This window comes from Micromonospora sp. NPDC049047 (genome assembly GCF_040649135.1).
In the GTDB taxonomy this organism is placed as follows: Bacteria; Actinomycetota; Actinomycetes; order Mycobacteriales; family Micromonosporaceae; genus Micromonospora.
This window is the reverse complement of sequence record NZ_JBEZEY010000016.1, coordinates 122,977-139,850: the sequence shown is the minus strand read 5'-3', so window position 1 is coordinate 139,850 and position 16,874 is coordinate 122,977. Positions and strand designations below refer to the sequence as shown.

The window sequence follows — 16,874 nt, the reverse complement described above, 5'->3', positions numbered from 1 at the left end:
CACACCATCCCTCTGCTCCCCCCCCGGCCCGGGGCCGGGGCCGGCCCCGGGGGGGGGGGGGGGCGGGGGGGGGGGGGGGGCCCCCCCCGCGACCGCCCCTTCGGGTACCTCGTCGCCGTCTGGCGGTTTTCCCGGTAGGTTGCACGCCGTGGAGGAGATCGACCGCGCTATCGTCGCCGCGCTGACCGCCGACGGCCGACTGTCGTACACCGACCTGGCCGAGAAGGTGGGGTTGTCGGTGTCCGCGGTGCACCAGCGGGTGCGCCGGCTGGAGCAACGCGGTGTGATCAAGGGGTACGCCGCCCGGGTGTCGTTCGAGGCGCTGGACCTGCCACTCACCGCGTTCGTGGCGATCCGCCCGTTCGATCCGTCGCAGCCGGACGACGCGCCGGAGCGGCTGGCGCACCTGCCGGAGATCGACTCCTGCTACTCGGTGGCGGGGGAGGACTTCTACATGTTGTTGGTGCGGGTGGCCAGCCCCACCGACCTGGAGCGGGTGTTGCAGGAGATCCGTACCTCGGCGAACGTGACAACCCGGACGACGGTCGTGCTGTCCACCCCGTACGAGAACCGGCCTCCGAAGATCAGTGCCGCGGCACCGAGTCGGTCGCGGTCCCGGGCGCCGGAGGAGCCGGCTGGTTCCACCGCAGGATGACCTGCCGGCCGTGCTCGTGACCGAGCGCGCTGACGGTGGCGGTGTCCAGCCGCAGTCGTCCGCCGGCGGACGGCGGTAGGCCGATCCAGCGCGCACCGAGCACGCGCAGGCTGTGCGCGTGGCCCACCAGCGCGACGGTGGCCCGGTCGAGCAGTGGGGTGACCCGTGCCAGCACCCGGTCGAGCCGTTCGCCGACCTGTGCGGGTGACTCCCCGCCGGGGCAGCCGTCGGTCCAGATGTTCCAGTGCGGGTGGTCGGCGTGGATGTCGACCGTGGTCCGGCCCTCGTACTCGCCGTAGTTCCACTCGCTGAGGTCCTCGTCGACGGCGTCGACGGTGAGGCCGGCGAGCTGCGCGGTGCGCAGCGCCCGGGAGCGGGGGCTGGCCAGCACCGTCGCGAATCGCCGGCCGGCGAGGAACGCGGCGAGGGTGCGGGCCTGTCGCTCGCCGTCGGGGGTCAGCTCGAGGTCGGTGTACGAGGTGTGCCGGAGGCTGGCGCTCCAGGTGGTCTCGCCGTGCCGGATCAGCAGGAGCTCTCCCATAGGGCCAGTTAACCATCGGGATCGTCCGCACCAGGCGACGCTCCCTCAACCTATCTTCCTAGGATGCCTTAGCGGGTGTGCCAGCCGACACCACCGGTTTCGGCACCGGGAGACCGGGCAAGCGAGCCAGGACAACCGCCAGACCGAGGAGGCGCGATGAGCTTCACCGAGAAGGCCAAGAACAAGGTCGAGCAGCTGGCCGGTGCCGCGCGTGAGCGTGTCGGCGACATGACCGACAACGAGCGGATGCGTGGCGAGGGCGCCAGCCAGGAGAGCGACGCGCGCGCCAAGCAGGCCGGTCAGAACGTGAAGGACGCCGGTCGGAACATGAAGGATTCGTTCACCAAGTGACCTGAGTGGGTCCACTGGTCCCCGGGCGGCGGTGCGCCCGGGGACCAGTGATGTGCTGCGGCTAAGGTCGCCGGGTGATCGTGCTTCGTTCCCTGGTGTTGTTTGCGCTGGCTGCGGCGGCTGAGATCGGCGGTGCCTGGCTGGTTTGGCAGGGCTGGCGGGAACAGCGCGGGCTGCTGTGGATCGCTGCCGGCGTGCTGGCGTTGGGGTGTTACGGATTCGTTGCCACGTTCCAGCCGGACGCGCACTTCGGCCGGATCCTGGCCGCGTACGGCGGGGTGTTCGTGGCGGGTTCGTTGGGTTGGGCGATGGTGGTCGACGGTTTCCGTCCGGACCGGTGGGACGTGACAGGTGCGGTGCTCTGCCTGCTCGGCGTCGTGGTCATCATGTACGCGCCCCGCGCCGGCAACGCCTGACCCACCCGCCCGGCTGACCCGGGCGCCTGACCCCGGCGGCTGATCGACTCGGTTTCGTTGATGTCGGGGTGTCCGGGTAACTCGGACGGCACGGTATTCGGGAACCCGAGTCGATCAAGGGCGGTGGCCCGGCTCCCGGGGGGCAGTGAGCGTCCTTCACGTCTGCGATGATCGCGTCGTGATCCGATCGTGGGTGCGCCCGCTGGGTGGCGTACTTGTTGCTCTTGCCCTTGTCGGCAGCGGCGCGTGCGCGGCATCTCGGGTGCCGCCGTCGGACAAACCGGTCTTCGTCGGCTCGTCCACCGCTCCGGCCGTGCCGTCAGCCAGCGCCACCGCGTCGCGCGGCGGTGTGCGGCCGACAGCTCCACAGCCGGCCGGCCCGGCGCCGACGGGTCCTACGGTGCCGAAGCCGACGGGTCAGACACCTCCCGGGGCGACGCGGGTGGGGTCTCGGGCCCGGGTGGTCGACCACGGGCCGCGGACCGGTGACAAGGTCGCGTTGACGTTCGACGCGGACATGACCGACGGGATGTTGGCCAATCTGCGGGCCGGGCGGGTGAAGTCGTACGCGAACCTGCGCATTCTCGACCTGCTGGAGCGGGAGCGGGTGCCGGCGACGTTCTTCTTGACCGGCAAGTGGGTGCAGCGGTATCCGGACGTGACCCGGCGGATCGCCGGCAACCCGCGCTTCGAGTTGGCCAACCACACGTACGGGCACGCGGCGTTCACCGCTGACTGCTACGACCTGCCCTCGAAGCCGGTGACCGAGTTGCGCGGCGACGTGGCGAAGACGTTCGAGGTGATCGCACCGTACGGGGGTCGGCAGACCCGGTACTTCCGTTTCCCGGGGCTCTGTCACGACGCGGCGGCGTTGGACGCGCTGGCTCCGCTCGGCGTGACGGTCGTGGACGGGGACGTGGTCAGCGGCGATCCGTTCGCGACAGCGTGGAAGCCGCTGGTGCGGGCGGTGGTGGACCACGCACGACCCGGGTCGGTGGTGATCATGCATGTGACCGAGGCGAACGCCGCGATGACCGATGAGGCGTTGCCGCACATCCTGGCCGGGCTACGCGCGCGGGGGTTGACGCCGGCGCCGTTGTCCGAGGTGCTGGGCGGAGGGTGACCGGTACGCGTTCTCGGGCGGAAGACCGAGCGGCGTCACGCTCATCGCGGTTGGACCGGTGCGCTGCGCTCGTGGCCGACGCGGCGTGAGGCGCGCGGGGTGTCGGTCACCAGCATCAGCACCACGACGCCGGTGACGGCGCCGAGTTGGGCGGGTGCGGCTACGGCGAGGCCGATGGCGACGGCTGCGAGCGCCGCGAGCGCGGCGGTGAGTCGGCTGAGGGGGATGGGCAGGCGCAGGGCGCGGCGGGTGGCGGTGATGCCGATGAGGAAGAGCGCGACGCCACCACTGAGGGCGAGGGCGGCACCAGGGGTGGCCGGCTCGTCGGGATGGGCGACGGTGGCGTGCAGGCCGCTGACGGTGGCGATGACCCCGAGCAGCAACAGGAAGTGGGGAAGGACGTAGGCGCTGGCCGCCGTTCGGGTGCGGATGGCTGGTGCGGCGGCGGCGAGGGCCGCTTCGGCGGGTCGCATGTCGGTGAAGTAGGTCCACCAGAGGGCGACGGGTAGGGCGAGGGCGAGCACGATCACGGCGGCTTTCCCGGCGGTGAGCTGTTCGCTGGGTACGCCCATGCCGATGGCGACGACGGATTCGCCGAGGGCGACGATGACGAGCAGGCCGTGTCGCTCGACGAAGTGCGCCGGGCGCAGGTGGAAGGCTGCGGGAGCGCCGGTCCAGGAGAGGCGGGGGAGCAGGTAGGGAAGGACGGCCTGGGTGAAGACGGCGGTGGCCCAGAGGGTGGGCACGGCGGGGCCGGTGAATGCGGCGGCGGCCAGGACGAGGAGCGCGGCGCCGATGTTGTAGGGAGCGAGTCGGAGTGCGCCGCTGCGGGCGTCGGAGTGGAGGAACAGGATGAGGTGTACGGCGACGACGACGAGATAGCCGACGGCGAAGAGAACGCCGCTGTCGGTGAGGGCGTCGGGTAGGGCTACGGCGGTGAGCAGGAAGCCGGCCATGCCGGCGAAGAGCAGCAGCCTGGTGGTGCTCTGTCGGGGTGGGAGATGGTTGTTGAGCCAGGCGTAGCCGGTGTAGAGGTACCAGAGCAGTCCGAAGATCAGGGCGCTGCTTCCGAATCCAGCCCACGAGGTGGGTTCGAGGGTGCCGGCGAGTTGAGTGACGGTGAGCACGAACACGACGTCGAAGAAGACCTCGTCGAGCGTGACCCCGTCGGCGGTGCCCTTCTCTGGCTCTGGCCTCGGGTGTCCCATGGTCGTGGACGCTAGCTGTCGGCGGTGCACGGTATTCGCGGGTTGGTGATTCTCCTGGGGGAGTGCCGTGCGTGGGGTGTCACGGTTGGGGTCCCGCCGGACATGGAGTGGATGTGAGCTCCGGGACAGGGCAGGACGAGGACCGCTTCCGGCGGGCCTACACCGAGGATTTCGAGTCGTTGCTGGCGTACGCGTTGCGGCGCGTCGCGCATCCGGAGGACGCGGCCGACGTGGTCGCGGAGACCTTCCTGGTGGCGTGGCGTCGTCGGCAGGACATGCCGGTCGTCGGTGAGGCTCGGCTGTGGTTGTACGGGGTGGCCCGGCGGGTGCTGGCGAATCATCACCGTGGTGGTGTCCGGCGGCAGCGCCTGGGTGAGCGGTTGCGTCAGCAGATCGCCGCGTCGGTGCCCGATCCGGGCAGTGCGGTGCCGGAGCGGCTTGCCGTCCGGGCGGCGTTGGCGGGTCTGCCGGAGGTGGACCGGGAGGTGCTGATGCTGACCGTCTGGGAGGGGTTGCAGCCGCATGAGGTGGCGGCGGTGCTGGGGGTGTCTCCGGCGGCGGTGCGGACCCGGTTGTCGCGGGCGCGGGCGCGGTTGCGGGGGTTGGTCGGTGACGACCCGGGGCCGCCCGGACATGTACTCGACGTGCTGACCACTTCCACCCGCAAGGAGGACTGATGACCACAGGGGAGCGGGTCGACCAGCTGGTTCGGGATGCCGATCCGGGTGGGCTCGGGGTGATGGGGGACTTCGGCGGGGTGAAGCAGGCCCTACTGGAGGACATCATGTCCGAGTCGTTGGTCCGGCGTACCGTCGGGATGCCGCGGCGGCGGGTGTGGGTGCGTCGCTTCGCGGGTGTCCTGACGGCGGCGGCCGTGCTCCTGAGCATCGTGCCGGCGTCCATGCTGTTGCGGGGGCAGGCTGAGGACGACGGGGTCTCGCCGCTCGCCAGCGCGGCTGCGGGAGCCGGGGCCGTCTTTTCGCCGTTGGTGATGGAGGCGGCGGAGAGGAGCCCGCGGTTGCTGATCGACCAGGCCGGTTGGACGGTGACGGCCCTGTCCGAGTTCTCCAAGGACTATGGCGTGGTCAGGTTCCGCCGGGGTGGGCGGGAACTGGAGATGAACTGGTATCCGGCGTACGTGTACGCGGACCGGTATGCCAATCAGCGCGATGAGGGGCCGGGGAAGTCGGTGCGGGTGGACGGTTGGCCGGCTGATGCGTTCCAGAGCCTCAGCGGTGATTTCACTGTGCTGGTGCGTCCCCGCGACAACCTGGTCGTGGAGATGAAGACCTCCGAGGGCTGGTCGCGTAAGGACCTGGACCGGGTGCTCGCGGACGTCGTTCGGGTGGATGCGCGGACGTGGTTGGCGGTGCTTCCGGCGGAGATGGTGATGCCGGTGCGGGAGCGGGCGGGGAAGGTGCTCGCCGATGTGCCGCTGCCGCCGGGGTTCGATGTCGCCGCGTTGGAGGAGATCGGGGTGAGCGACTCGTACCAGTTCGGTGTGGGGGTGACGTCCCGGGTGGGGTGTGGGTGGATCGCGGAGTGGCAGCGGGCGCGGGCGGTCGGGGATGAGGCCGGGGTGCGCCGGGCCGTCGAGGCGCTGCGGGGCAGTCACGGGTGGCGGGTGTTGCGGGAGATGGACAAGGCGGGTGACTGGCCGGAGGTGTTCTGGGAGTACGCCGACGAGGTGGCGGCCGGGACGTTGCGGGCGGGGTACGTCGAGGGTTTGAGCTGCCGGTGACGGAAGACGACGACACCCCCGGGCGACCTTCGCCGGGGGTGTCGTCGTCGGTGGGTCAGTCGTCGCGGTGGTCGGCCCACCACTGTTGGCCGTCGGCGGGCAGGGTGTCGATCGGGTCGTAGTAGGCGTAGCGCTTGTTGAGCGCCTCCAGGTCGGCGGACTCGATGGAGGTGCGGTAGTTCTTGGTCCAGTAGGAGATGCCGCGGTCGCGGTCGTAGTCGGTGAGCATGTGCACCCAGCGCTTGCCGACGAAGGGGACGTCGCAGACGATGCGGGGGGTGGCGTAGCCGGGGAGGTAGCCCATGATGTCGTGCTGGAGTTGCTGGGCGTGCCAGACCGGGACGCGCCAGTGTTCGGCGTTGGGGATCATGTCGCACATGTAGAAGTAGTACGGCAGGATGCCGGCCTCGCCTTGCAGGGCGAAGCAGAGGTCGAGCAGTTCGGGGGTGGTGGCGTTGACGCCGCGCATGAGGACGCCCTGGTTGCGGACGTCGCGGACGCCGACGTCGAGGGCGGTCTGGGCGGCCTTGGCGACCAGTGGGGTGAGCGACTGGGCGTGGTTGACGTGGGTGTGGATGGCGAGGTTGACGCCGCGGCGGCCGGCGGTGCGGGCGACGCGCTCCAGGCCCTCGACGACGTCGGGTTGCAGCCAGTGCTGGGGCAGGCCCATGAGGGCTTTGGTGGCGAGGCGGATGTCGCGGACCGTTTCCAGTTCCAGCAGGCGCATGAGGTACGACTCGAGGTTGCGCCAGGGGACGTTGGCCACGTCGCCGCCGGAGACGACGACGTCGCGGACGCCGGGGTGGGCCTTGAGGTAGGCGATGTGGGCGTCGTAGCGGTCGACGGGCTTGAGGGTGAGTTTGAGTTTGTCGACGGCGGGGGTGGAGTTGCCGACGAGGTCCATGCGGGTGCAGTGGCCGCAGTATTGCGGGCAGGTGGAGAGCAGTTCGGCGAGGACCTTGGTGGGGTAGCGGTGGGTGAGCCCTTCGGCGACCCACATGTCGTGTTCGTGGAGGCTGTCGCGGCTGGCGTAGGGGTGTGAGGGCCAGTCGGTGCGTCGGTCGGAGGCGACCGGGATCATGTAGCGGCGGATGGGGTCGGCGAGCAGCGCCTCGGTGGTGGGGGTCGCGAACGGCACCATCGTGTTGATCATTTGGGGTGGCACCAGCATGGACATGGTGGCCATGGCCTTCTGGTCGGCCTCGAGGTCGGTGTAGAAGCTCTCGTCGATCAGGTCGCCGAAGACGGCGCGGAGCTGCTTGGTGTTCTTGACGCAGTTGACGCGTTGCCACTGGGCGGATTCCCACTGGTCGCGGGTGATGTGGCGCCAGCCGGGGAAGCGGGTCCAGTCGGGTTCGACCAGGGGGCGGCGGTGGTATTCGTAGGGCTGCCCGGCGGTCGGTGTGGCGACCGGGGCGTGACGGGGGTGCGGGATGGTCTGGGTCACGGCCCCTCCTCGTGCTGCGGCTGATCTTCGAGGCCCGAAGGCTACTGGAAAATATTCGGTACAGAAACTAGTCTGCCGTAAGTTTTCCCGTTACGCGAGCCTTGACCGGGGCTTCGGGCGGCTGGACAGGGGGAGGTCGGCGTGACGTCACCGGTGGGACTGCACCGCGTCGTGCAACCGGCGGGGGTGCTGCCGCAGGCGGCCTGGCGGCTGGACACGTCGGCGGCGATCGCGCCGAACGAGGTGCGGATCCGGGTGCAGCGGCTCAACCTGGACGCGGCGAGTTTCCGGCAGTTGTCGGAGAAGCACGGCGGCGACGGAGATGCCGTGCGCGCCGAGGTGCTGGAGATCATTTCCACGCGGGGCAAGATGCAGAACCCGGTGACCGGCTCCGGTGGGATGTTGATCGGCACTGTCGAGGAGGCCGGTCGGCGGTCCCCGCTGGGGCTCAAGGCCGGTGAGCGGGTCGCCACGCTTGTGTCGTTGACGTTGACGCCGCTGGTGATCACCGACGGGTTGGCGCGGTGGGACGGGCGCAGCGAGCAGGTGCCGTGTGACGGGTGGGCGATCCTGTTCGCGCGTTCCATCGCCGCCGTGCTGCCCGACGACGAGGACCCCCAGTTGTCTCTGGCGGTGCTGGACGTGTGTGGGGCGCCCGCGCTGACCGCCCGGGTGGTGTCGCGTTATGTCGAGGAACGCGGTCGGGCCGGTGACCCGACGCCGGTGCGGGTCGCGGTGATCGGCGGGGCGGGCAAGAGCGGGTCGTTGTCGCTCGCCGCGGCGCGGCGGGCCGGTGCCGCGCGTACCGTCGGGGTGGTGCCGGTGGTGGCGGAGCGGGACGCGCTGACGGCGGCCGGCCTGGCGTCGGTGGTGGCGTTGGCCGACGCGCGGGACCCGGTCGGGTTGTCCACGGCCGTGACCACGGCGCTGGGTGCCCCGGCGGACGTCACGGTGGTCTGCGTGGACGTGCCGGGGTGTGAGCACGGGTCGGTGTTGGCCACCGCGGACGGCGGGACGGTGATCTTTTTCTCGATGGCGACGAGCTTCGCCGCGGCGGCGTTGGGCGCGGAGGGGTTGGCCGCGGACGTGACGATGCTGGTGGGCAACGGGTATGTGCCGGGGCACGCGGAGTTGGCGCTGGGCCTGCTGCGGGCCGAGCCGGGGGTGCGTCAGCTGTTCGCGGCGCGGATCGCGGCAGACTGAGGCCATGACGAACCCCTCGACGTTGTACCGCGGCGGTGTGCTGCATTGCCCCGCCGATCCGAGCGCTACCGCGCTGCTGGTGTCCGGTGGGCGGATCACCTGGTTGGGGACCGACGGTGACGCGCCGTCGGCGGACCGGGTGGTGGATCTGGACGGGGCGTTGGTGACGCCGGCGTTCGTGGACGCGCACGTGCACGCCACCGACACGGGGTTGGCGTTGTCCGGGCTGGAGTTGTCCGCTGTGCGCTCGGCGGCGCAGTTGTTGGACGCGGTGGCCGGGTTCGCGGCGGGTCTGCCGGCGGACGCTGTGGTGCTGGGGCACGGTTGGGACGAGTCGGGTTGGTCGGATTCGTCGTTGCCGGACGCGGCGGCGTTGGATCGGGCTGCCGGTGGGCGGCGGGTGTACCTGTCGCAGGCGTCGATCCATTCGGCGTTGGTGTCGTCGGCGTTGTTGGCGGCGTGCCCGCAGGCGGCCGACGCGGCCGGGTACGACGCGTCGGGGTGGTTGCGACGCGACGCGCATCACGTGGTGCGGGCGGCGGCGCAGGGGTCGGTGAGTCGGGCGCAGCGGGTCGCCGCGCAGCGGGTGGCTCTGTCGCACGCGGCGTCGTTGGGGATCGCGGCGGTGCACGAGTGTGGTGGGCCGGAGATCTCCGACGAGGAGGACTTCACCGGCCTGTTGGGCATCTCGGGTGCGGGTGTGCCGGAGGTGTACGGGTACTGGGGTGAGTTGGGTGGTGCGGCGCGGGCCCGGGAGTTGGGTGCGGTGGGTGCCGGTGGTGACCTGTTCGCCGACGGGGCGTTGGGGTCGCGGACGGCGCACCTGTCGCAGGCGTACGGCGACGGTGACGGGTGTGGGCACGGGTATCTGACGGCCGAGCAGGTGCGTGATCACCTGTTGGACTGCGCGGCGCACGGGATGCAGGGCGGGTTCCACGCGATCGGTGACGCGGCGATCGGCACCGTCCTGGACGGGTTCGCGGCGGCGGCCGCAACAGTGGGTGTGGAGCGGTTGCGGGCGGCCCGGCACCGCATCGAGCACGCCGAGATCATGAACAGGCGGTTGATCGCGCGGTTCGTGGAGTACGGGGTGGTGGCGAGCATGCAGCCGGCGTTCGACAGGTTGTGGGGTGGCGCGGGCCGGATGTACGAGTCGCGGTTGGGGTTGGACCGGTCGTTGGAGTCGAACCCGATGGGTGCGATGCACTCGGTGGGTGTGGCGTTGGCGTTCGGGTCGGATTCGCCGGTGACGCCGCTGGACCCGTGGGGGTCGGTGCGGGCGGCGGTGGCGCATCACAATCCGGCGCAGCGGATGAGTGTGCGGGCGGCGTTCGCCGCGCACACCCGTGGTGGGTGGCGGGCGGTGCACCTGGATGTCGAGGGGGTCCTGGCGTTGGGTGCGCCGGCGACGTTCGCGGTGTGGTCGACGCCGGCGGGGGTGGATCGGGGTCTGCCGGTGCTGCTGGCCGAGGATCCGGAGCTGCGGGGTCCGGACGACCCGACGCCGTTGCCGGCGTGCCGGCGCCTGGTGCTGCGCGGTGAGGTCATCTACGAGGAAGGGTCGTCGTGAGCGAGCAGAGCGAGCGAACCGGCAGGCACCGTGGCGGGGCGTTCACGCCGACGCGAAGCGGTGGCCGGAATGTGCGCACGAGTGGTGTGGCGGGGGCGGCGACGTGACCGGCAAGCTTGATCTTGATCCGGTGCTGGTGGCGCGGGCACGGGAGTTGGCGCGCCGGGCCGGGCAGCCCGTGGTGGACCTGGCGCGCAGTCACACGACGGTGTCGGTGGAGCGGGCGGTGTTGCGGCTGGCCGGGGTGACCGGTGCGGACCCGGACGGTATTCCGTGGGTGAACCGCCTTGTCGACGCCGTGGCCGCTGACGTCGGTCTGGGGCACGGGGTGGCGGTGCCGGTTTTCGACGCCCTGGCCCGGGAGGGCGTCAGCGACGTGACGTTGCTGGCGCAGAAGGCGGCGGCCGGGTCGGTGCGGTTCACCCAGCCCACCGGTCGGGCCGCGACGGCGGCCCGGTCGGCGGCGCGCAAGGCGGTCGGCGCGGGGATTCGGCGCATCGACCGTCGGCGCGCTGAGCGGGACCGGCTGATCAAGCGGCACGGGGACCCGAAGCAGCGGCCGTGGATCTATCTGATCGTGGCGACGGGGGACATCTACGAGGACATTCCGCAGGCGCAGGCGGCGGCGCGGGCGGGCGCGGACGTGATCGCGGTGATCCGGTCCACCGGGCAGTCGTTGCTTGACTACGTGCCCGAGGGCGCGACCCGGGAGGGTTTCGCCGGCACGTACGCCACGCAGGAGAACTTCCGGTTGATGCGCGCGGCGCTCGACGAGTCGTCGAAGGAGGTGGGCCGCTACGTGCGGTTGACCAACTACGCGTCCGGGTTGTGCATGCCGGAGATGGCGACCCTGGCCGGCCTGGAGCGGCTCGACATGATGCTCAACGACTCGATGTACGGGATCCTGTTCCGCGACATCAACCCGGTGCGCACGTTCGTCGACCAGCGGTTCTCCCGGCAGGTGCACGCCCGCGCCGGGATCATCATCAACACCGGTGAGGACAACTACCTGACCACCGCGGACGCTGTCGACGAGGCGCACACGGTGACGGTGTCGCAGTTGCTCAACGAGTTCTTCGCGCACGAGGCGGGGTTGGCGGACTGGCAGTTGGGCCTGGGGCACGCGTTCGAGATCAACCCGGCGGTGCCGGAGTCGTTCCGGTTGGAGTTGGCGCACGCGCTGTTGGCCCGGGAGTTGTTCCCCGACGCGCCGCTGAAGTGGATGCCGCCGACCAAGCACATGACCGGTGACGTGTTCCGGGGCAACCTGCTCGACGGGTTCTTCAACCTGGCGGGTGCGCTGACCGGTCAGGGCATCCTGCTGGTGGGGATGATGACCGAGGCGGTGGTGACGCCGTGGTTGTCCGACCGGGACATCGCGTTGCAGAACGTGCGGTACGTGCTGGGCGCCGCCGGTGGGCTGCACGAGGACTTCGTGCCGGCGCCGGACGGGTTCATCCGCCGCCGCGCCAACCAGGTCCTCGGTGAGGCACTGGACCTGCTGGAGCGCATCGGGGAACAGACGCTGCTCACGGCCATCGCGGAGGGCACGTTCGGGATCATGAAGCGGCCCGCCGACCGGGGTAAGGGACTGGCCGGGGTTGCCGCGCACGAGGCGGACTACTGCAACCCGGCCACCGACATCCTGGAGGCCGCGGCGTGAGCGCGCAGAGCAGCAAGCAGATCGTGCGGCCGTACGGGGACACCACCGGTGACGGGATGGTGCAGGTGTCGTTCACGCTGCCGGTGTCGCACGACAAGCGGGCCGAGGGCGCGGCGGTGCAGTTGGCCAACAAGATGGGCATGGACCCGGCGATGGTGGTGCACGCCAAGCCGATGGGTGACGGGTTCACGTTCTTCGTGGTGTACGGGCGGGTCAACCACCTGGTCGACCTGAACGCGGTGCAGGTGGTGGAGCGCGACTTCGCGTTGCTGTCGGCGAAGGACGTCAACGCGGTGATCAAGCAGCGGTTGCGGCGCAAGGTGTCGGTGGTCGGTGCGTGTATCGGCACCGACGCGCACACGGTGGGCATCGACGCGATCCTCAACGTCAAGGGCATCGCGGGGGAGAAGGGCCTGGAGTACTACCGGGAGTTGAAGGTCACCAACATGGGGGCGCAGGTGAGCGTGCCTGAGTTGGTGGAGACGGCCCGGGCGGAGAAGGCCGACGCGGTGCTCGTGTCGCAGGTCGTCACGCAACGCGACGCGCACCTGCACAACACCCGGGAGATGTCCGCCGCGTTCCGGGAGGCCATGCCGGCCGGTAAGCGGCCGCTGCTCATCGTCGGCGGCCCCCGCTTCGACGAGACGATGACCGACGAGTTGGGCGTGGACCGGATCTTCGGTCGGGGCACCACGCCCGGCGAGGTGGCCAGCTACCTCGTGCACGCCCTGATCACACAGCGGAAGGCGATGGCATGAGCGACGAACGGCTCGGGTTGACGGTGACGCACCGGCGGTATGTGCCGTACTCGCACGCCCACTACGCGGGCAACCTCGTGGACGGGGCGTACGCCCTGGGGCTGTTCGGGGACGTGGCGACCGAGGTGTGCATCCGTACCGACGGTGACGAGGGCCTGTTCGCCGGATACTCCGACGTGCGGTTCAGCGCCCCCATCCACGCCGGTGACGTGATCGAGGTGACCGCGCAGGTGTCGCGGGTCGGCGCCCGCAGCCGCACCCTGGAGCTGTCCTGCGTGGTGGTGTGCCGGGGCCGCCCGGACCGCTCCGAGTCCGCCGCGGAGGTCCTGGACCCGCCGATCGTGGCGGTCACCGCGACCGGCACCGTCGTCGTCCCCGCCGCCAGCGTGAGTCGCGAGGAGTGAGCCGGGGTCGCGAGCCCCGCAGTCGCGAACACCTGAGGCACCGTGAGTCGCGAGGAGTGAGCCGGGGTCGCGAGCCCCGCAGTCGCGAACACCTGAGGCACCGTGAGTCGCGAGGAGTGAGCCGGGGTTGCGAGCCCCGCAGTCGCGAACAGGAGGGCCTGTGACGCTGGCGGTGTGCGCGGACGTCGGGTCCACGTACACCAAGGCGGCGGTGGTGGACCTGACCGGCGGGGTGCTTGTCGGCGCGGCCGCCGCGCCGACGACTGTCGGCACCGACGTGTTGCACGGCCTGGACGCCGCGGTCGCGGCGGCCACGGCCGGGCTGGGGGTGCGTGACCTGCCGTGGTACGTGTGTTCGTCGGCCGGCGGTGGGCTGCGGCTGGCGGTGATCGGCTACGAGCCGTTGGTCACCGCGCAGGCCGGGCGGCGGGTCGGGTTGTCCGCCGGCGCGCACGTGGTGCACGTGGCGGCCGGCCGGCTGGGCGCTGCGGACCTGACGGCGTTGCGGGCGGCCCGACCCGACGTGGTCCTGCTCGTCGGTGGCACCGACGGCGGTGACGCCGACACGATCACCCACAACGCGACGCGGCTGGCCCGGGCCCGGTGGCGGGTGCCGGTGGTGTACGCCGGCAACGGTGACGTGCGCGCGGAGCTGACCGGGTTGTTGGCGGCCGCCGGGGTGCCGGTGACGGACGCGCAGAACGTCCTGCCGCGCATCGGGGTGCTGGCCCCGGCGGCGGCGCGGGCGGCGATCCGCGCGGTGTTCCTGCGTCACGTCATCGGTGGTAAGCGGCTGTCGAAGGGCACCCGGTTCGCGCGGCTGGTCCGGGCGGCCACCCCCGACGTGGTGCTCACCGGGGTGGAGGTGCTCGCCGACACCCTCGGTGGTGACCTGGCCGTTGTCGACGTGGGGGGTGCCACCACCGACGTGTACTCGGTGCTCACCCCCGATGAGCGGGCCACCGGCCCGGCGCGGGAGGTGGCCGGGAACCTGTGGCGGGCGCGCACTGTCGAGGGTGACCTGGGCATGCGGTGGAGCGCCCCGGGGGTGCTGCGGGCCGCTGTCGAGGAGCGGCTGCTCACCGCGGACGAGGCCGCCGGGCTGGGTGCCGCCGCGGCGCGGCGGGCCGCCGACCCGGCGTTCCTGGCGGTCGACGACGCCGAGCGGGCCGTGGACGCCCGCATCGCCACCCTCGCGGCGACTGTGGCGTTGCGCCGGCACGCCCGCGGCGCTGCCACCGGGGAACGGGCCGGGCGGGACCTGCGTGACGTGCGGCTGCTCGTGGGTTCCGGTGGGGTGCTGCGGCACGCGCCGGCGGACACGTCCGGGCAGGTGTTGGCGGCGGTTCTGGCCGACCACGCCGGCGGGTGGGCGTTGCCCCGCGCCGCCGCCGCGGTCGTCGACGCCGACTACGTGCTCGCCGCCGGGGGGTTGCTCGCCGAGGAGCACCGGGCGGCGGCGGGGGCGTTGCTGCGCCACCATCTGCGCACGCATTGAGACTCGCCGACCCGACACGCCGTGGCGCAACACACGACAGGCCCGGGTGGGTTGACAACCGACGGGGGTCGGCACGTACCGTCTTTGAGTCCTACCACGGGAAGCGGCTGTTGTTCGCTTCGTCCTCTCGTCCGCTGGCCGAGCGACATTTTTCAGCGTCATCGTCGCGGCGGCCAGGTCCAGCGGGCGGGGGTCGGCGGGGCGGCGCGAACCGGCCGCGGTTACCGGTGTACGGGCAGGGTGAGGTGCACGGCCAGTAGACAACGGCCCGGCGGGGGCAGCCAGTCCACGTCCGGTCGGTCCGAAGGTCGTCGTGCCCCATCCTCGCCACACCGGCCGGGAAGGGCCTGGGAGCATCGGGGCGCGGCGCGAGCCGCGCCCCGATTTCACTTTCACGTCGACCCCCACCCCACCGACTCGCCGATCTTGCAGTTTTGTGGTCGAGTTGGGCGGGAACGCCCCTTGTGTCGCAGCAGAAACGGCAAGATCGCGGAGCTGGGCCGGGGCGCGGGTGGCGGCCGGGTAGCCTTCGGCGCGTGATCGAGGTGAAGCTGCGGTGACGACCCTGGACCGGGACGAGAGTCACGTCCCCACGGTGCTGCGCGCGCCGGTCGCGGCGGGTCGGCCGCTGCCGCTGCGCGTGGCCGCGCCCATGGCCGTGATCGCCGGGCTGGCCCTGCTGCTGGCGTTCCCGCCCTACGGGGTGTGGCCGCTCGCGCCGGTAGGTGTGGCGCTGTTGGCCGCCGCCGCCCACCGGCGACGGGTTCGTGCCGGCGCGGGCCTGGGTTTCCTCACCGGGGTGGCGCTGTTCGCGCCGATGCTGGCCTGGACGAACCTGCACACCGGTTACCTGCCGTGGGTGCTGCTGTCGCTGCTGCAGGCCGGCTACCTGGCGCTGCTCGGTGCCGCCACCGCCTGGGTGTCCCCGCTGGCCGACCGTGGCCGCTGGGAGTGGCCGACGCTGACCGGGCTGCTGTGGGTGGGGCAGGAGGCGCTGCGCGACCGCACCCCGTTCGGCGGTTTCCCGTGGGGGCGGTTGGCGTTCAGCCAGGACGACTCTCCGCTGCTGCGCCTGGCCGCGCTCGGCGGCGCGCCGCTTGTCACCTTCGCGGTGGCCCTGGCCGGCGGGTTGCTGGTCGCCGCCGCCTGGCGCGGCTGGGCCGCCCGTTCCACCCCCCAGGACGCCACCTGGCACGCCGACACCCCGCCGGATGCCACCTCACACGCTGACGGCCCGCAGGGCGTTGACCGGCCGCTGGGGGTCACTGCCGGGCGGCGGTGGGCGCCAGTGGCCGTACCGGCCGTCCTGGCCGTCGCGCTGAGCGCCGTGGGGCTGTTCGTGCCGGTCGCCGCCGCCGGGTCCGGCGCCACAGTCACCGTGGCGATCGTGCAGGGCAACGTGCCGCGCCTCGGGCTGGACTTCAACGCCCAACGGCAGGCGGTGTTGGACAACCACGTCGACGCCACCCTGAAGTTGGCCGCGCGGGTCGCCTCCGGCGCCGAGCGGCAACCCGACCTGGTGGTGTGGCCGGAGAACTCCAGCGACATCGACCCGCTGCGCAACCCCACCGCCGGGGCCCGGATCTCCCAGGCCGCCGACACGGTCCGCGCGCCCATCCTGGTCGGCGCGGTGCTGCTCGGGCCCGGCCCCGGGCAGGTCCGCAACGCGGGCATGCTGTGGCGGCCCGGCACCGGCGCGGACATGGACCAGCTCTACGCCAAACGGCATCCCGTGCCGTTCGCCGAGTACGTGCCGTTGCGGGACATCGCGCGCAGGGTCAGCAAGCAGGTCGACCTGATCCGCAGCGACTTCGTGGCCGGTAGCACCCCGGGCGTGGTACGCGCCGGCCCGGCCGTGCTCGGTGACGTGATCTGTTTCGAGGTCGCCTACGACGAGGTGGTCCGCGACACCGTCACCGGCGGCGCGCAACTGCTTGTGGTGCAGACCAACAACGCCACCTTCAACGAGGCCGAGGCCCTCCAGCAGTTGGCCATGGTGCGGCTGCGGGCCGTCGAGCACGGTCGGCCGGCGTTGATGGCGTCCACGGTCGGCGTGTCCGGGTTCGTCGCCCCCGACGGGCGGGTAAGCGATGCCACCGGGTTCAACACCCGGGAGGTCGTGGTGCGGCAGTTGCGGCTCGACGACGGGCGTACCCTCGCCACCCGCCTCGGCTGGTGGCCGGAGGTGACGCTCGCCGCGCTGGCCGTGGCGGCCCTGGTCGGCGCGGCGGTGCTGCGTCGGCGGCAGCGGGTCATGCCCGGGTAGCAACAGCCGGTACGCCGGCGGGAGCGGAGG

16 protein-coding genes are annotated in these 16,874 nt (G+C 71.7%); 13 read left to right on the top strand and 3 right to left on the bottom strand.

Annotated elements, in window-relative coordinates; translation table 11 throughout:
- The first annotated feature begins 148 nt into the window (after positions 1-148).
- A complete protein-coding gene (locus tag AB0B86_RS23655; protein ID WP_357101411.1) occupies positions 149-655 on the top strand; it encodes an Lrp/AsnC family transcriptional regulator in 507 nt (168 codons plus the stop codon).
- Here the strand turns inward: AB0B86_RS23655 and AB0B86_RS23650 are convergent.
- Complete coding sequence (locus tag AB0B86_RS23650) at positions 585-1,196, bottom strand: histidine phosphatase family protein (RefSeq protein ID WP_357419830.1); 612 nt, start codon at positions 1,194-1,196, stop codon at positions 585-587. The genes AB0B86_RS23655 and AB0B86_RS23650 overlap by 71 nt on opposite strands.
- Before the next feature lie 156 nt (positions 1,197-1,352).
- Between AB0B86_RS23650 and AB0B86_RS23645 the strand changes: the two genes are divergently transcribed.
- From AB0B86_RS23645 to AB0B86_RS23635, 3 genes are all read left to right on the top strand, one after another.
- Complete coding sequence (locus tag AB0B86_RS23645; RefSeq protein WP_357405638.1) at positions 1,353-1,547, top strand: CsbD family protein; 195 nt, start codon at positions 1,353-1,355, stop codon at positions 1,545-1,547.
- A gap of 74 nt (positions 1,548-1,621) precedes the next feature.
- Positions 1,622-1,963, top strand: coding sequence for a YnfA family protein (locus AB0B86_RS23640; protein WP_357405636.1), 342 nt, complete (start codon positions 1,622-1,624; stop codon positions 1,961-1,963).
- 442 nt (positions 1,964-2,405) lie between these two features.
- Positions 2,406-3,086 carry a polysaccharide deacetylase family protein gene (locus AB0B86_RS23635; protein WP_357405634.1) on the top strand — a complete coding sequence of 227 codons (681 nt, stop codon included), beginning with the start codon at positions 2,406-2,408 and terminating at the stop codon, positions 3,084-3,086.
- Between the two features lie 41 nt (positions 3,087-3,127).
- On the opposite strand, the gene AB0B86_RS23630 is transcribed toward AB0B86_RS23635, so the two are convergent.
- Positions 3,128-4,294, bottom strand: a complete 1,167-nt coding sequence (locus AB0B86_RS23630; protein ID WP_357419829.1) for a low temperature requirement protein A — start codon at positions 4,292-4,294, stop codon at positions 3,128-3,130.
- Between the two features lie 113 nt (positions 4,295-4,407).
- Here AB0B86_RS23630 and AB0B86_RS23625 point away from each other — a divergent pair, with 113 nt between their 5' ends.
- Together AB0B86_RS23625 and AB0B86_RS23620 are read left to right on the top strand one after the other, a co-directional pair.
- Complete coding sequence (locus AB0B86_RS23625) at positions 4,408-4,971, top strand: RNA polymerase sigma factor (protein WP_357405630.1); 564 nt, start codon at positions 4,408-4,410, stop codon at positions 4,969-4,971.
- The gene (locus AB0B86_RS23620) at positions 4,971-6,035 is read left to right on the top strand and encodes a hypothetical protein (protein WP_357419828.1); all 1,065 of its coding nucleotides are present in this window, start codon (positions 4,971-4,973) and stop codon (positions 6,033-6,035) included. The genes AB0B86_RS23625 and AB0B86_RS23620 overlap by 1 nt, the downstream gene beginning before the upstream one ends.
- A gap of 55 nt (positions 6,036-6,090) precedes the next feature.
- Here AB0B86_RS23620 and AB0B86_RS23615 read toward each other — a convergent pair whose 3' ends face one another.
- The gene (locus tag AB0B86_RS23615) at positions 6,091-7,482 is read right to left on the bottom strand and encodes a lysine 2,3-aminomutase (protein WP_357405626.1); all 1,392 of its coding nucleotides are present in this window, start codon (positions 7,480-7,482) and stop codon (positions 6,091-6,093) included.
- A gap of 153 nt (positions 7,483-7,635) precedes the next feature.
- Here AB0B86_RS23615 and AB0B86_RS23610 point away from each other — a divergent pair, with 153 nt between their 5' ends.
- The 7 genes from AB0B86_RS23610 to lnt all read left to right on the top strand — a co-directional run bounded on the left by AB0B86_RS23610 (position 7,636) and on the right by lnt (position 16,844).
- Complete coding sequence (locus AB0B86_RS23610) at positions 7,636-8,685, top strand: zinc-binding alcohol dehydrogenase (protein ID WP_357419839.1); 1,050 nt, start codon at positions 7,636-7,638, stop codon at positions 8,683-8,685.
- A 4-nt stretch (positions 8,686-8,689) separates the two neighbouring features.
- The gene (locus tag AB0B86_RS23605) at positions 8,690-10,255 is read left to right on the top strand and encodes an amidohydrolase (protein ID WP_357405624.1); all 1,566 of its coding nucleotides are present in this window, start codon (positions 8,690-8,692) and stop codon (positions 10,253-10,255) included.
- A gap of 103 nt (positions 10,256-10,358) precedes the next feature.
- Complete coding sequence (locus AB0B86_RS23600) at positions 10,359-11,918, top strand: lysine 5,6-aminomutase subunit alpha (protein WP_357419827.1); 1,560 nt, start codon at positions 10,359-10,361, stop codon at positions 11,916-11,918.
- Positions 11,915-12,676 (top strand): OAM dimerization domain-containing protein, encoded by a 762-nt coding sequence (locus AB0B86_RS23595; RefSeq protein WP_357405620.1) that lies wholly within the window; start codon positions 11,915-11,917, stop codon positions 12,674-12,676. Before AB0B86_RS23600 ends, AB0B86_RS23595 begins: the two co-directional genes overlap by 4 nt.
- Positions 12,673-13,080 (top strand): hotdog domain-containing protein, encoded by a 408-nt coding sequence (locus AB0B86_RS23590; protein ID WP_357405618.1) that lies wholly within the window; start codon positions 12,673-12,675, stop codon positions 13,078-13,080. The genes AB0B86_RS23595 and AB0B86_RS23590 overlap by 4 nt, the downstream gene beginning before the upstream one ends.
- A 160-nt stretch (positions 13,081-13,240) precedes the next feature.
- Positions 13,241-14,578 carry a glutamate mutase L gene (locus AB0B86_RS23585; protein WP_357419826.1) on the top strand — a complete coding sequence of 446 codons (1,338 nt, stop codon included), beginning with the start codon at positions 13,241-13,243 and terminating at the stop codon, positions 14,576-14,578.
- A 595-nt stretch (positions 14,579-15,173) separates the two neighbouring features.
- Positions 15,174-16,844, top strand: a complete 1,671-nt coding sequence (lnt, locus tag AB0B86_RS23580) for an apolipoprotein N-acyltransferase (protein ID WP_357405682.1) — start codon at positions 15,174-15,176, stop codon at positions 16,842-16,844.
- Positions 16,845-16,874: the final 30 nt, after the last annotated feature.